The sequence below is a fragment of the Legionella oakridgensis ATCC 33761 = DSM 21215 genome (assembly GCF_000512355.1).
GTDB classification, from domain to species: Bacteria; Pseudomonadota; Gammaproteobacteria; order Legionellales; family Legionellaceae; genus Legionella_A; species Legionella_A oakridgensis.
On the sequence record NZ_CP004006.1, the window covers coordinates 468,323 to 483,393 of the forward strand.

A 15,071-nucleotide genomic window follows, 5' to 3' on the forward strand; every position below is an offset into this window, starting at 1 on the left:
AAACTGAACACGTATGGATGGTATTTCAGGTTATTTACACAAATTGCTTTTAATTGAGAATGATTCTCGATAGCATTTATGCTATACTGCTTTTTTTCTTGTATGTTTTACGACATGATAAAAATCTCTGAATTGGTTCAAGGTGATCAAGTACGTCTGGTAGATTTTGGTGAAACGGACGTTCTTTATCGCCGTCGTCTCTTATCATTGGGAATAACACGAGGCGTTGTCCTTAAGATAATACGAGTAGCTCCTTTAGGTTGCCCTTTGCAAGTGGATGTGCGTGGTACGTCACTTACCTTGCGCAAAGAGGAAGCCTGCCATTTAATTTGGGAGCGTTTATGATTCATGCGATGCTGATTGGTAATCCCAATTGTGGAAAAACAACTTTATTTAATGCCTTGACTGGAGATAATCAGCGTATTGGCAATTGGCCAGGCGTTACGGTTGAGAAGAAAACTGGACAGTTTGACATCAATGCGGAGCAAGTGCTTGTAACCGATTTACCAGGAATTTATTCCCTCGTTTCATCGACAACTGGTTCGAGTCAGGATGAACAAATTACGGCTCAAAATGTTGCTACGACTGACATGGATATCATCATTAATGTCATTGATGCTTGTCATTTGGAAAGGCATTTATATTTGACAAGCCAATTATTGGAATTAGGTAAACCGGTTGTTATTGCACTTAACATGATTGATATAGCGCATCAACGTGGAATTACCATCGACCCTAAAGCGTTGTCAAAGCAGCTTGGCTGTCCTGTGATTGAATTACAAGCGCATCGTCAACTGGGTGTTGAGGCTTTAAAGCATGCCATATTGGCAAAACAAAAATCAGCATGTCCTTTGGAGTTGTCATTACCGTCCGCTGTTTCTACGGTGCTGGCAGATTTTGAAAAAATATTATTATCTCAAGGTAATAAGCCAGCGATGGCTTCATACTTGGCTCGTCGTTTTTTAGAGGGCGATACCTTATTACTTGAACGCGATTTTTTTGCTGCAGACAGCATAAAAGATGCGGATGTGCTCTTGGCTGACGCCCGCTATCAGATTGTTCATCAGATTGTTTCACAGGTACAGCGTAAAAAATCCGATGCCAGTGAACATTTAACAGATAAGATTGACCGCATTGTATTACATCGAGTTTGGGCGCTGCCTATTTTTTTGCCGTGATGTATTTAATGTTTTTATTTGCCATTAACGTAGGTGGCGCATTCCAAGATTTTTTTGATATCACCACCGATGTCTTGTTTGTGCAAGGGACAGCGTGGTTATTGCAACAGTTCCATATGCCTGCCTGGGTGATTGCTTTGTTGGCCAATGGGGTTGGCAAGGGAATCAATACGACTTTGACTTTTATCCCAGTTATCGCTGCTATGTTTTTCTTTCTGTCACTACTGGAATTATCGGGATATATGGCAAGAGCAGCCTTTGTGGTTGACAAGATTATGCGGATTTTGGGTTTGCCTGGTAAGTCATTTGTACCCATGATCGTTGGCTTTGGATGTAATGTTCCAGCCATTATGGCAGCCCGTACGCTGGATTCTGAACGTGATCGTTTGCTGACGATTTTAATGAGTCCTTTTATGTCTTGTAGTGCTCGATTGGCTATCTATGCCGTTTTTGTGGCTGCGTTTTTCCCAACCGGTGGTCAAAATATCGTATTTTCCCTTTACCTGATAGGGATTCTCATGGCAGTATTGACGGGATTTCTCTTACGTAAAACCATGCTTCATGGACAGACGTCTCCTTTAATTCTTGAATTACCAGCCTATCACAAACCTTCTTTGCGTCGGGTACTTAAAGACACTTCGCTGCGTTTGCGTCATTTTGTTGTCCGTGCGGGCAAAATGATTATACCAGTCTGCGTGATTCTTGGCGGCTTGAATGCTTTGACAATGCATGGTGGAATAAACAGTGCTGAGGCAAGCAGCGAATCCGTTTTGTCATGGCTTGGGCAATACTTAACGCCCCTATTTTATCCCATGGGGCTTCATCAAGAGAACTGGCCAGCAACGGTTGGACTGCTGACTGGTATGCTCGCCAAGGAAGTGGTGGTGGGATCGTTAAATACACTGTATGGCCAAATGATTACGATGGCGCATACTGCAGGTAATGATTTTGATTTCTGGGGTTCCATACAAGCTGCTCTTTGGTCGGTTCCGCACAATCTTACTCAATTGGGGCAGGCATTATTAAATCCCATAGTTGCCAGCGCTCCTGATGGAGAGTTATCACAATCGGTTTATGGCATGATGTATCAGCAATTTGATGGTAAAGCTGGTGCTTATGCTTATTTGCTGTTCATTCTTCTTTATATTCCCTGCGTATCTACCATGGCAGTGATTCGTCAGGAAGCAAATCGTAAGTGGATGTGGTTTTCCATTACCTGGTCTTTTCTTATTGCTTATGCCAGTGCCGTGTTGTTTTATCAAGTGGCAACGTATATGGAACATCCCCAGCAAACCATGATTACTCTTGGATGTATCATAGGGTTAATCGTTTCTGTTGTTTTTATGATGCGCTTAGGCGCTACCTATCAAGGAGCCAACCATGTTACTGCAAATTCGTGAGTTTATTACTCGAGAGAAAGTAGTCAGCACCCAACAGTTGGCTCGCGCATTTCACCTTGATGAGCAAGCGTTGCAGCCTATGTTAATGATGTGGGTGAATAAAGGGGTCATCCGCCCATGCCAAGAAAAAACGGGCTGTCAAAGCAGCTGTTTGCGCTGTAGTAGCAAAGCCCCGGTATTTTATCAGCTTGTATAAGAGTCTAAATCATTTTACGCTACGAAAAACAATAAGATATTTATTGTTAACCGTGCTAGATTAAGGAATTTCAGCTAAGATTATCTTATAGAAATAAAATGGTTGAAGTGTGATGGCAGATTCTCAAGACATCCCAACAGAAGATTTGGCACAGGCGGTTTATAACGAACGCAAAGTTTTATACGAAGAAGATGAATTTGACCCCATTGTTCTTGTAGAAAGAGTGTATCAATTATGGTGGCGCTGGGGTGATTTCCATTTGTTTATCATTAGTCCAACCATTGATACCATTTCTCCTCCCTTGATTATTCCCCCGGCCACTGTGGATGCTAACGGGGAACTTGAATTTGTTTATACCATTTACGATCACGGTTATAAGCTCAGTACTTCCAAGGGTGAAGAAATGTTTACCGTCGGAATGTCAATGTATAAATTGTATATGACTATTGAAAAAATGATTTACTTGTTGGTCGAGCGCCTGAAATCCGGCGGCATTGACGGTGAAACGGAAGTGCAAGTTGCTTTTGGTGGACATGAATTGGCGCAACGCAAGGCGTTTGAATCCGTTATTAACCTTAATTACAACGTTGTGGTGACCAATTTTGATCCCGGTGTTTGGGGAGAGCGTTATCTTCAAAATGTCAAGCGCCTGGCTGATAAAGGTTATGGCTATCCGCCAGAAGCTCCACGGGACACATATCGACATGCCCATACGCCTACTACCGCGACTAAACGGTCGTGATCTGGCATTTTGTCCATTGTTTGAGTATGGTCATTGGGTTTTTCAAACAAATGGCACCATACAACAAGGCTGGAAACATCAGTAAAAATCTTGCCAGTATTTGTTTTTGCTTTAAAGGATATGTGCACGAAACAAGCTTCATTTTCCATGCTCGTAGCCCAATGGTTTGCCCTCCATATCGATAAGATAGAAAATAGTAATAATACACGATGCTTGCCAAGCTCAATTGATACCAACAAGTTCCCGGTTCGATGATGTTGCCATGTCGAAATAAAAGGCATGTTGCAGTAAAGACAACAAATAAGGTAAATAAAACAAACGTATCGTAGATTAATGCACCTAAATATCGAAAAAAATACATAATATGTTCTTCCGCCATAAAACCATGAAATCTTATAATATTTCCAGCCAAGGAAGAATGGTTAAACTTTGCGTGGAAAAAACAGAGTGGTATACTTCCTAAGTTTTTATGGATGCTTGCCGATAGCTCACATCGTTTCGCAGCAGCTCTGTATTTTTAATATTCCAAAAGGAAGAAAATTACCGTGAAGCAAAAAAGACCGGTCAATCTTGACCTGACCAGCTTGAAGTATCCGCCGATGGCGATCGTATCTATTTTGCATCGTATTTCGGGGATTATTCTGTTTTTATTATTCCCGATGTTGCTTTATTTGTTTAGTTTGTCATTAACCTCGCCATTAACGTTTCAAGATATGAGCAGGATTCTCGCCAATCCATATTGCAAACTGTTGCTCTGGGCCTTTAGTTCTGCCTTGATTTATCATTTGCTGGCAGGTATTCGCCATTTGTTGATGGATATGGGGTTTGCTGAAGGTTTAGAGACAGGACGGCGAAGTGCAATAATCGTTATTATTCTTGCGATTATTTTGATAATTTTTCTGGGAATCTGGATATGGTAACAAACGTCACAAGTTTAACGGGCAATGGCTTAAAAGATTGGTTAATTCAGCGGTTTACTGCTGTTTATCTTGCTATTTATTCTTTGTTTTTACTGGTGTTTTTACTGACACATCCGCAGTTGCAATACCATGAATGGCATGCTCTCTTCCAGTCTGTAGGGATGAAAGTGACCACAATGATTGCTTTATTGACCTTTTTACTACATACCTGGATCGGAATTTGGACGGTAACCACGGATTACCTTAAAAGTAAGGTACTTAGAGTCTTTGTGCAATTTCTTGTCGTATGGTTTTTACTTAGCCAATTTATTTGGGGCTTAATGATTGTTTGGGGACAATAATGGCTTTTGTGCGTAACGAATTCGATGCAGTAATTATTGGTGCAGGTGGAGCGGGAATGCGCGCTGCGTTGCAGTTGGCTAATTCCGGCATGAAAGTTGCCTTATTATCGAAGGTCTTCCCTACACGTTCACACACGGTTTCTGCTCAAGGCGGCATAACTTCAGCACTTGGCAATGCTGATGAAGATGACTGGCGTTGGCATATGTATGATACCGTTAAGGGAGCGGATTATATTGGTGATCAGGAAGCGATTGAATATTTATGCAAAACTGGTCCTGAAGCCGTTTATGAATTGGAACATATGGGATTGCCGTTTTCACGAATGGATAATGGCAAAATCTATCAACGTCCATTTGGTGGTCAATCTAAGAATTTTGGTGGTGAGCAAGCGACACGAACTTGTGCTGCGGCCGATAGGACAGGCCATGCTCTACTACATACATTGTATCAGCAGAATTTGAAAGCCAAAACCCACGTATTCAGTGAATGGCTGGCTCTGGATTTGGTGAAAGACAGTCATGGCCGGATTAGCGGTGTGACTGCCTTGTGTATTGAAACTGGTGAATTGGTGTTTTTCCAAAGTCGGGTTTGTATTTTGGCCACCGGAGGGGCTGGGCGTATATTTCAATCGACCACCAATGCATACATTAATACTGGCGATGGATTTGGCATGGCATTACGCGCGGGGCTGCCATTGCAAGATATGGAAATGTGGCAGTTTCATCCCACCGGGATAGCTGGGGCTGGCACTTTAGTCACCGAAGGTTGTCGAGGAGAAGGTGGTTATCTTATTAATAAAGATGGGGAGCGATTCATGGAGCGCTATGCGCCGCATGTGAAAGATTTGGCTTCCCGTGATGTTGTTTCAAGAGCCATCGCTTTGGAATTACGCGCTGGAAAAGGTTTTGACCCCAAAGGCGTTGATCATGTCAAATTAAAATTGGATCATTTGGGTGCTGATTTAATTAAATCCCGTCTTCCGGGAATTCGTGAGCTTTCGCTGCAGTTTGCCGGTGTTGATCCAATTGTTGAACCTATTCCAGTTGTACCGACATGCCATTATAGCATGGGCGGTATACCCACTAATATTCATGGGCAGGTTTTGACCAAGCATCGTGGCAAAGAGCAGGTGATTGAAGGGCTGTATGCGGTAGGCGAGTGTGCTTGTGTTTCAGTGCATGGTGCCAATCGTCTGGGAGGAAATTCTCTGCTGGACCTCGTGGTATTTGGTCGGGCGGCCGGGTTGCACGTAGAAGAGCTTTGGCAATCCAATCAGCTCCCGGATATATCGTATGTATCAGAAGATGATATTGCAGCGTCTATGATTCGTTATCACCGCTGGGAGAATTCTAAGGATGGTGAAAATCCTGCTGCTATTCGTGATGAAATGCAGCGTGTCATGCAGGAAGATTTTGGTGTATTTCGTACCGGCGATGTGATGGAAAAGGGTTTGGAGCGTTTACAAGCGTTGAGGGAACGGTTGACTCATGCCAAATTACTGGATAAGAGCAAAGTGTTTAATACAGAACGAGTAACCGTTTTGGAATTGGATAACCTCATGGCAACAGCCTATGCTTCTGCCAAATCCGCACTTAGTCGTACGGAAAGCCGGGGAGCGCACAGTCGTGAAGATTATCCAAAACGAGACGATGTTAACTGGATTAAACATACTTTGTATTTTGCCGAAGATGATCAAATCGATTATCGGCCGGTTAATACGACACCTAAATACGTTGAGCCATTTGAGCCGAAAGAACGTGTTTATTAATGAGGATATACTATGGCTGATACCCGAAAACTGACTTTATCGATTTATCGCTATAATCCTGAGGTTGATGCTAAGCCTTATATGAAAGATTATGAGATAGCTATTCCGGAAAAAAGCGATCCTATGTTGCTGACGTTGCTTGAACGCTTGAAAATGGAACAAGATGCAACGCTGGCGTTTCGCCGTTCTTGCCGTGAAGGTGTATGTGGTTCAGATGGCATGAATATTAATGGCACAAATGGCCTTGCCTGTGTCACTCATCTTTCTAAGTTGAATACTGATAAAATAGTCATTCGTCCGCTGCCAGGGTTTCCCGTTGTTCGTGATTTGGTGGTTGATATGACTCAATTTTACCAGCAATACGAACGCATAGAACCTTATTTGCAGCATGATGGAGTGATTCCGGCGCGCGAATATCTACAATCTCCAGAAGAGCGTGCTAAGCTGGATGGCTTGTACGAATGCATATTATGTGCTTGTTGTACAAGTTCTTGCCCATCCTACTGGTGGAATCCAGATAAGTTTGTAGGACCGGCTGGGCTGTTGCAAGCTCGCCGATTCTTAGCGGATAGCCGTGATACGGCAACCATACATCGATTGAATAAATTACAAGATCCATTCAGTGTATTTCGATGTCGTACCATCATGAATTGCACGAATGTTTGCCCGAAAGGACTCGACCCATCGAAAGCGATTGGAGAAATACGTCAACAAATGTTGACCCATGAAACTTAAATGATTGTCTATATGGTCTCAAATTTTTCGGGCCGGGGAGGCGGTTGTAATTGACGAAAAACCCTAAGTAACTGAGCATCGTCATGCCTAGTTGCTGGGGTTTTTGGCATTTTTACAATAAGCAGCCTACACTTGCAACGATTCCCGTGTGAACGCTGGGCATCAAAGATTTGAGAAATCCGATATTGCTTTTGTCTGGAATATAGCCAGACGAGCCTTGTGGAGAACGAAGTAATGAGCAGCAATCTGCAAAAAGAATGGGCCTCTTCCTACCTATCCGGCGGAAGCATGGCTTATGTTGATTCTTTGTACGAAGATTATCTAAAGGATCCTAATTCAGTTCCGGAAGACTGGAAAAAAACATTTAATGATTTGGCAAAAGCGGATGGCAAAGGCAAGGATATTTCTCATCGAGAGATTCGTGATTATTTTCTGAAAAATGCCGATAAGAAAAAGGTGCAAGTCGTTTCTGCAGATGTAAAACAAGCTGAAGTTGCGCATCTAATTAATGCTTATAGAACTTATGGTCATCTTATAGCCAAGCTTGATCCACTGGAAATGACTGAGCGACCATCGGTTGCCAATCTTGAGCTTGCTTACCATCATTTGTCTGATGATGATAAAAACGTATTTTTTTGCGGGTAATACTTTTATTAAAGAACGCATGCTTTTGTCCGAAATCTATGAAGCATTGTGTGAAACGTATTGCGGCAGTATTGGTATTGAATACATGCATATTGCCAATACTGAAGAAAGAAAATGGTTACAACATCAATTAGAATCTGTGCAAGGTAAGCCTCCTATTGCTTCTGAAAGAAAACTTACCATTCTAAATGAATTAATTGCTGCCGAAGGCTTGGAACGTTATTTGGGCACTCGTTTTGTTGGGCAAAAGCGATTTTCGTTGGAAGGTGGCGATGCGTTGGTTCCTGTTGTAAAAGAAATTATCCGACGAGGTGGAGAGCAAAGAGTTAAAGAAATTGTAATTGGCATGGCTCATCGTGGGCGCTTGAATGTGCTGGTCAATGTCTTGGGTAAAGAACCTAATCAACTGTTTCAGGAATTTGAAGGAAAGATCGACGGTGAACGGACAGGTGATGTAAAGTATCACCTAGGCTTTTCTTCTGATTTACGTACAGAAGCAGGTAACATTGTTCATGTGGCTCTTGCATTTAACCCCTCACATCTAGAAATCATTGACCCGGTTGTTCAGGGGTCAGCGCGTTCTCGTTTGCGACGGCGCAATGATTTGGAGAAGAAAGATTCTGTTGTCCCAGTGGTTATCCATGGAGATGCAGCGTTTGCTGGCCAAGGTGTCGTGATGGAAACGTTTAATTTCTCCCAGGCTCGCGGTTATTGTACAGGCGGAACTGTGCATATTGTCGTTAATAATCAAATTGGTTTTACCACCAGTAATCCGTTGGATGCTCGCTCGACCTTATATTGTACGGATGTTGCTAAAATGGTACAGGCTCCAGTGATCCATGTGAATGGGAATGATCCTGAGGCCGTTGTTTTTGCGACGCAGATTGCGTTTGAATTTCGTATGAAATTTAAACGAGATGTTGTATTGGATTTGGTTTGTTACCGTCGTCATGGCCATAATGAAGCGGATGAGCCGTCAGTAACCCAGCCCCTTATGTATAAAAAAGTAAAATCAATGCCAACCGTTCGTGAACTCTATGCCAAACAGTTAATTGCAGCAGGCTTAATTAGCGAAGAGCGCGTTGAGACGTTGATGGATGAATACCGGGACAAGCTAGATAAAGGTCAGGCTGTTGTTGAAACCATTAAGGGAGATTATGAGGGGAAAATATCAGTCGATTGGACACCGTTTATCCATGCAAAATGGACGGACAAGGTAGATACTGGAGTAGATGAGCAAACATTGCAAAAGCTGTCTAAACAGTTACACACATTACCGGATGGTTTTAAACCACATCCTGTGGTTCAGCGATTGTTAGCAGAGCGGGAAAAAATGGCTGCTGATGAAATGCCACTAAACTGGGGTTATGCCGAAACGATGGCTTATGCGACTTTATTACACGAAGGTCATGCTGTGCGTTTGTCAGGGCAAGATTCTGCGCGTGGGACATTTGCTCATCGACATGCGGTTTTGCATGATGTAGAAACGGGTGAATACATTACACCTCTAGAAAAAGTCGCTTCTGATCCCATGAAACCATTTGCGGTAATTGATTCCGTTCTTTCCGAGGAAGCTGTCCTTGCATTTGAATATGGTTTTGCTGCTTCCGAGCCTAACTCGCTGGTGATATGGGAGGCGCAATTTGGTGATTTTGCTAATGGCGCACAAGTTGTTATCGATCAGTTTATCAGTTCAGGGGAGCAAAAATGGGGGCGTTTATGCGGACTGGTGATGCTATTGCCGCATGGTTACGAAGGTCAGGGACCAGAACATTCTTCGGCGCGACTGGAACGTTATATGCAATTATGTGCTCAGCAAAATATTCAAGTGTGCACCCCAACGACGCCTGCCCAGATATTTCATTTGTTGCGTCGCCAGGTATTGCGAAAGTTTCGTAAGCCATTAATTATCATGTCGCCCAAGAGTTTATTGCGCCATAAGTTGGCAACCTCATCTTTGCAGGAGTTAACACGCGGTAGCTTTCAAAATGTGCTTGCGGAGATTGATGAGTTAGATCCGGAAAAAATTACGAAAGTGGTGTTGTGCTGTGGAAAAGTTTACTATGATCTGCTGCAAAAAAGACGCGATGATAAGTTAAATCATGTGGCGATTATTCGCATTGAACAACTCTACCCGTTTCCTAAAAAAGCATTGATTAAGGAATTGGCAAAATATCCGAATGCAAAAACCGTCATTTGGTGTCAGGAAGAACCTCAAAATCAGGGAATTTGGTTTTCTTCACAGCATAATATTAAGGATTGCCTGCATAAAGATCATTCTCTGTATTATGCTGGAAGGGGTTTTGCTGCTGCGCCTGCTGCTGGAAGTCCAAAACTTCACGCACAGCAACAGCAGGAATTGGTGGAAGAGGCTTTACTGGATTAGTTTTACAGTTGTTCCAGGGCTCTAGCAATTATTAAATTACGTAATAAAAGAAGGTAAAACTATGTCTATTGAAGTGAAAGTACCTGTCTTACCCGAATCGGTAGCCGATGCGACGATAGCAACTTGGCATAAGAAAGTTGGCGATAAAGTGACTCGCGATGAAAATATATTGGATCTGGAAACGGATAAAGTTGTACTTGAAGTTCCGGCGCCAGCGGATGGAGTATTGAAAGAAATATTATTTAAGGAAGGGGATACCGTTAAAACAGGGGAATTATTAGCCCGGATTGAAGAAGGTAGCTCGCCTGCAAAGGATGAAGAAAAGAAAGCAGATACCAAAAAAGAAGATAAATCAGAAGAAGATACGTCTGATCAATCTTCCAGCCCTGCAGTCAGAAGGCTTCTGGCTGAGCATGATATAAAGCCAAGTCAAATTAAAGGCACTGGCAAAGAAGGTCGTATAACCAAGGAAGATGTTCTTTCATTTATTGAGTCAAACCGGGGCAAATCCGCTGAGGTTTCAGCGCCTAAGGAAAAGAGTGAAGAGGCTCCTGCTGGTCTTCGTGAAGAACGACGTGTTCCTATGTCAAGACTTCGTGCCAGAGTTGCCGAACGTTTGCTACAAGCACAGCACAATGCCGCCATGTTAACGACATTTAATGAAGTTAATTTACAAGCTGTGATGAATATTCGATCTCAGTACAAGGACCATTTCGAGAAAAAGCATGGCGTGAAATTAGGGTTTATGTCCTTTTTTACCAAAGCGGTTGTTGAATCATTAAAACGTTTCCCTGCAGTAAATGCTTCTATCGATGAACAGGATATTGTTTATCATGGCTACTATGATATTGGTATTGCCGTCTCGACAGAAAGAGGGTTGGTTGTTCCAGTGATTAGAGATGCTGACCAGTTAAGCATGGCTGATCTTGAAAAGACCATTGCCGATTTTGCAGGACGTGCCCGGCAAGGCAAATTATCTATGGAAGAAATGCAAGGTGGAACATTTACAATAACCAACGGTGGTGTGTTTGGTTCCCTGTTGGCAACTCCCATCATTAATCCTCCGCAGACCGGAATTTTAGGCATGCATAAAATCGAAGAACGTCCGGTGGTTGAGAAAGGACAAATTGTTATTCGTCCTATGATGTATGTTGCGTTGTCTTATGATCATCGATTGATCGACGGAAAAGATTCAGTGCAATTCTTGGTCAGCGTGAAGGAATTATTAGAAGATCCATCACGTTTGTTACTTAATGTATAAATTATAAGGTATATAGAATGAATTTACATGAATATCAGGCCAAGCAGTTATTTGCTAGCTATGGCTTGCCCATTCCCGAAGGAGATGTTGCGCACAGTGTAGAGGAAGCTTTACAGGTGGCTGCACAGTTATCAACACCCCGTTGGGTGGTTAAAGCTCAAGTGCATGCTGGTGGGCGCGGCAAGGCAGGCGGTGTGAAGCTTGTGTCCAGTAAAGAAGAGCTGGCGGAATATACCAAATCATTGTTAGGTACAAACCTGGTAACTTATCAGACGGATGAACACGGCCAGCCGGTTCATTCAGTCATCGTGGAAGAAACCAGCGACATAGCTCGTGAATTGTATCTTGGGGCGGTCGTTGATCGTGCTTCTCGCCGTGTGGTCATCATGGCCTCAACAGAAGGTGGGGTTGAAATAGAAAAAGTTGCGGAAGAAACCCCCGAAAAAATTGTTAAAATAACCGTTGATCCCTTGGTAGGCGTTATGCCATTCCAATGTCGGGAAGTTGGATTCAAGCTGGATTTAAATGATAACCAAATTAAACAGCTTACTCATCTTATGCTGGGATTGGGGAAAATGTTTGTTGAATGTGATTTGAGTTTACTAGAAATTAATCCCCTAGTGGTTACCAAATCTGGCGATTTGGTGTGCTTGGATGGCAAGATTAATATAGATTCCAATGCATTATATCGGCAGCCTAAACTAAAGGCGATGAGAGATACTACTCAGGAAAATGAGCGAGAAAATCGCGCGCATGACTGGGAATTGAATTACATTCCTCTTGATGGCGAAATTGGTTGTATGGTGAATGGTGCAGGGCTGGCTATGGCTACGATGGATGTCATTAAACTCCATGGTGGAGAACCAGCAAATTTCCTGGACGTTGGTGGCGGTGCAACCAAGGAGCGAGTTAGTGAAGCATTCAAAATTATTCTGTCCGATGAAAAAGTAAAAGGCATATTAGTGAATATTTTTGGTGGAATTGTGCGGTGTGATTTAATCGCTGAGGGCATTTTAGCCGCAGTTAAAGAAGTTCATGTAAAAGTGCCGGTTGTGGTTCGTCTTGAAGGAAATAATGCAATTGCAGGGGCGGATATTCTTAACCAAAGTAATTTGAATGTTATAGCAGCAGACAGCTTGACGGATGCGGCTAAAAAAATTGTGGCAGCTATTGCTTAGGCTTGTTTCTTGAAAACATACCCTATGAGGTTGCTAATTTTATTCCTGAGGCAAAGTAATGAGTATATTAATAAATAAAGAAACAAGAGTGATCTGTCAGGGTTTTACTGGCAAGCAAGGTACTTTCCATTCTGAACAGGCCATTCAGTATGGCACCCGCATGGTAGGTGGAGTGACACCAGGAAAAGGTGGCCAGAAGCATCTTGATTTACCGGTATTTAATACGGTACGGGAAGCGGTTGAGCAAACCGGCGCGGATGCAAGTGTTATCTATGTTCCTGCACCTTTTTGTAAAGATTCGATTCTGGAAGCTGCGGATGCTGGCGTTAAGCTCATCGTATGCATCACTGAAGGGGTTCCAGTACTGGATATGTTACAAGTTAAAGTTTATTTGGAAAATAATACTAATAGCCGATTGGTTGGTCCAAACTGTCCAGGCGTTATCACACCTGGTGAATGTAAAATAGGCATTATGCCAGGTTCTATCCATCTGCCGGGTAAAGTTGGTATTGTATCGCGTTCAGGTACGCTAACTTATGAGGCGGTCAAGCAGACAACGGATAAAGGGTTTGGGCAAAGCACTTGTGTTGGCATTGGTGGCGATCCAATTCCTGGTACATCATTTATTGATGTGTTGGAATTATTTGAACAAGATCCAAAAACAGAAGCAATTATTTTGGTTGGTGAGATTGGTGGAACTGCTGAAGAGGAAGCTGCGGAATACATTAACTCAAATGTAAGCAAACCAGTAGTGTCCTATATTGCAGGAGTGACTGCTCCCCCTGGAAAGCGTATGGGACATGCAGGAGCAATCATTTCAGGTGGCAAAGGAACTGCAGCAGATAAATTTGCAGCGCTTGAACGTGCCGGAGTTAAAACAGTTCGCTCCCCAGCTGAGTTAGGGGATGCTATTGCTGAAGTTACTGGGTGGTAACATTTTCTAAATCAGTTATTAAATGGCGGGCAGGAGTGTTTGATCTTGCCTGTCATCTCTTGCATCACCTTGGATATCAATTTCTTCCACTTCTTGTAGTATTTTGACTAATTAGACAAGCTTGTAAATAAAAAAATCGCTGCAAGAGGGTGAAAATAAGCGGTATACTTTAGCATCTGATTTTCAAGAGATAACCCATGAATAAAAGCAAATGGAAAACAATCTCGGATATACGCCGTGAATACGGTCATTTGAACTTAAGTGAAGAAAAAATACCGGATAATCCAATTGAATTATTTGAAGAATGGTTTACTGAAGTATTGCAGTCAGAGAAAAGTGATCCGACTGCTATGGTGCTTGCAACGGTCGACGAAAGAGGCTTTCCAGATTCGCGTGTGGTACTTTTGAAAGGCATAGAAGACAGTACATTTATTTTTTATACAAACTATCAAAGTGCCAAGGCCATGCAAATTGCTAAAAATCCATATGCAGCACTCAATTTCTATTGGCCCCAAACAGCAAGGCAAGTTCGAATCCGTGGGCGTGTCAAACGGACTACTACTGCTCAGTCTGATGTATATTTCGCATCAAGGCCGAAAGCCAGTCAATTCAGCGCTGTTGTCTCTCCGCAAAGTCAGGAAATTACAGGAAGAGCTGAACTTGAGCAAAGATTAAATGACTTAATTGTTAACCATCAACAAGAAATGGTAGTGCGCCCTGAGCATTGGGGTGGGTATATTATAATTCCTGACGAAATTGAGTTTTGGCAGGGACGTGATAGTCGTCTGCATGACCGCATCCATTATTATCGGAAAAAAGGTGAATGGACTCATCGAAGATTAGCGCCATAATTTTATTGTCAAAAAAACGTAAATTTTTCCCCTTGAAACGCATTGCTGCATCCCTGGCGGTAGAATTGTATCTAAGCGGAATGATTGTGGTTGGACACACAAATTTATTAAGAGGGGGTAGCAGCATGGACAATTTCAATGGGCTATTATCTGATGTTAAATTGCAATTTAATATTAAGCACCCGAGCTTTGAGGAGTGTTATGCTTTTGGCTATGAGTGCGCATTGGCAGAAATAGAAGAGGCAGAAAATCCTTTTCCTTCAGGCACAAAAGAAAGTGAACAATGGCTTGAGGGATGGTGGGCAGGGTTTTACGGTGAGCCGCCTATTTATGATCTTTCTGATTATCTGACACGCTCTGTCGATGCCGTGGAAAAAGCGGCTAATGATGAGATGTATCATGAGCAGCAAAAGCATAATTTTCTTATTAAAGTATTAGAAATCACAGGAGTGATTGCCGTTTCGGCTCTTGTTGGATTTCAAGTTATTGATTTAGTTGCTTAGTATTATCAATATCTCGGGGGATGAATGATGTC

Annotated in this window: 13 protein-coding genes and 2 pseudogenes; 14 read left to right on the plus strand and 1 reads right to left on the minus strand. The window is 42.6% G+C overall.

Annotation, left to right across the window (positions count from 1 at the left end):
- The first annotated feature begins 117 nt into the window (after positions 1 to 117).
- The 4 genes and pseudogenes from LOA_RS02340 (at position 118) to LOA_RS02355 (ending at position 3,516) form a co-directional block, all read left to right on the plus strand.
- Positions 118 to 345 carry a FeoA family protein gene (locus LOA_RS02340; RefSeq protein WP_025384977.1) on the plus strand — a complete coding sequence of 76 codons (228 nt, stop codon included), beginning with the start codon at positions 118 to 120 and terminating at the stop codon, positions 343 to 345.
- Positions 342 to 2,578 (plus strand): annotated as a pseudogene (feoB, locus tag LOA_RS02345) (Fe(2+) transporter permease subunit FeoB). The gene LOA_RS02340 and the pseudogene feoB overlap by 4 nt, the downstream one beginning before the upstream one ends.
- On the plus strand, positions 2,559 to 2,774 hold the full coding sequence (locus tag LOA_RS02350; protein ID WP_025384978.1) for a FeoC-like transcriptional regulator: 216 nt from the start codon (positions 2,559 to 2,561) through the stop codon (positions 2,772 to 2,774). The pseudogene feoB and the gene LOA_RS02350 overlap by 20 nt, the downstream one beginning before the upstream one ends.
- A 112-nt stretch (positions 2,775 to 2,886) precedes the next feature.
- Positions 2,887 to 3,516 carry a hypothetical protein gene (locus LOA_RS02355; RefSeq protein ID WP_025384979.1) on the plus strand — a complete coding sequence of 210 codons (630 nt, stop codon included), beginning with the start codon at positions 2,887 to 2,889 and terminating at the stop codon, positions 3,514 to 3,516.
- Here LOA_RS02355 and LOA_RS02360 read toward each other — a convergent pair.
- Positions 3,503 to 3,877 (minus strand): RDD family protein, encoded by a 375-nt coding sequence (locus tag LOA_RS02360; protein ID WP_025384980.1) that lies wholly within the window; start codon positions 3,875 to 3,877, stop codon positions 3,503 to 3,505. The two genes, LOA_RS02355 and LOA_RS02360, sit on opposite strands and share 14 nt — an antisense overlap.
- 184 nt (positions 3,878 to 4,061) lie before the next feature.
- Here LOA_RS02360 and sdhC point away from each other — a divergent pair, with 184 nt between their 5' ends.
- The 10 genes and pseudogenes from sdhC (at position 4,062) to LOA_RS02410 (ending at position 15,039) form a co-directional block, all read left to right on the plus strand.
- On the plus strand, positions 4,062 to 4,436 hold the full coding sequence (gene sdhC / locus LOA_RS02365) for a succinate dehydrogenase, cytochrome b556 subunit (RefSeq protein ID WP_025384981.1): 375 nt from the start codon (positions 4,062 to 4,064) through the stop codon (positions 4,434 to 4,436).
- Positions 4,430 to 4,777 carry a succinate dehydrogenase, hydrophobic membrane anchor protein gene (sdhD, locus tag LOA_RS02370; protein WP_025384982.1) on the plus strand — a complete coding sequence of 116 codons (348 nt, stop codon included), beginning with the start codon at positions 4,430 to 4,432 and terminating at the stop codon, positions 4,775 to 4,777. The genes sdhC and sdhD overlap by 7 nt, the downstream gene beginning before the upstream one ends.
- On the plus strand, positions 4,777 to 6,546 hold the full coding sequence (gene sdhA / locus LOA_RS02375; RefSeq protein ID WP_025384983.1) for a succinate dehydrogenase flavoprotein subunit: 1,770 nt from the start codon (positions 4,777 to 4,779) through the stop codon (positions 6,544 to 6,546). The genes sdhD and sdhA overlap by 1 nt, the downstream gene beginning before the upstream one ends.
- A gap of 12 nt (positions 6,547 to 6,558) precedes the next feature.
- Entirely contained in the window at positions 6,559 to 7,281 is a 723-nt protein-coding gene (locus LOA_RS02380) for a succinate dehydrogenase iron-sulfur subunit (RefSeq protein ID WP_025384984.1), read from the plus strand.
- A gap of 234 nt (positions 7,282 to 7,515) precedes the next feature.
- Positions 7,516 to 10,312 (plus strand): annotated as a pseudogene (locus LOA_RS02385) (2-oxoglutarate dehydrogenase E1 component).
- A 61-nt stretch (positions 10,313 to 10,373) separates the two neighbouring features.
- The gene (odhB, locus tag LOA_RS02390) at positions 10,374 to 11,573 is read left to right on the plus strand and encodes a 2-oxoglutarate dehydrogenase complex dihydrolipoyllysine-residue succinyltransferase (protein WP_025384985.1); all 1,200 of its coding nucleotides are present in this window, start codon (positions 10,374 to 10,376) and stop codon (positions 11,571 to 11,573) included.
- A 17-nt stretch (positions 11,574 to 11,590) separates the two neighbouring features.
- Complete coding sequence (gene sucC, locus LOA_RS02395; protein WP_025384986.1) at positions 11,591 to 12,751, plus strand: ADP-forming succinate--CoA ligase subunit beta; 1,161 nt, start codon at positions 11,591 to 11,593, stop codon at positions 12,749 to 12,751.
- Positions 12,752 to 12,809: 58 nt separating this feature from the next.
- On the plus strand, positions 12,810 to 13,685 hold the full coding sequence (sucD, locus tag LOA_RS02400; RefSeq protein ID WP_025384987.1) for a succinate--CoA ligase subunit alpha: 876 nt from the start codon (positions 12,810 to 12,812) through the stop codon (positions 13,683 to 13,685).
- A 197-nt stretch (positions 13,686 to 13,882) separates the two neighbouring features.
- A complete protein-coding gene (gene pdxH / locus LOA_RS02405) occupies positions 13,883 to 14,536 on the plus strand; it encodes a pyridoxamine 5'-phosphate oxidase (RefSeq protein ID WP_025384988.1) in 654 nt (217 codons plus the stop codon).
- 125 nt (positions 14,537 to 14,661) lie between these two features.
- Positions 14,662 to 15,039 (plus strand): hypothetical protein, encoded by a 378-nt coding sequence (locus tag LOA_RS02410; protein WP_025384989.1) that lies wholly within the window; start codon positions 14,662 to 14,664, stop codon positions 15,037 to 15,039.
- Positions 15,040 to 15,071: the final 32 nt, after the last annotated feature.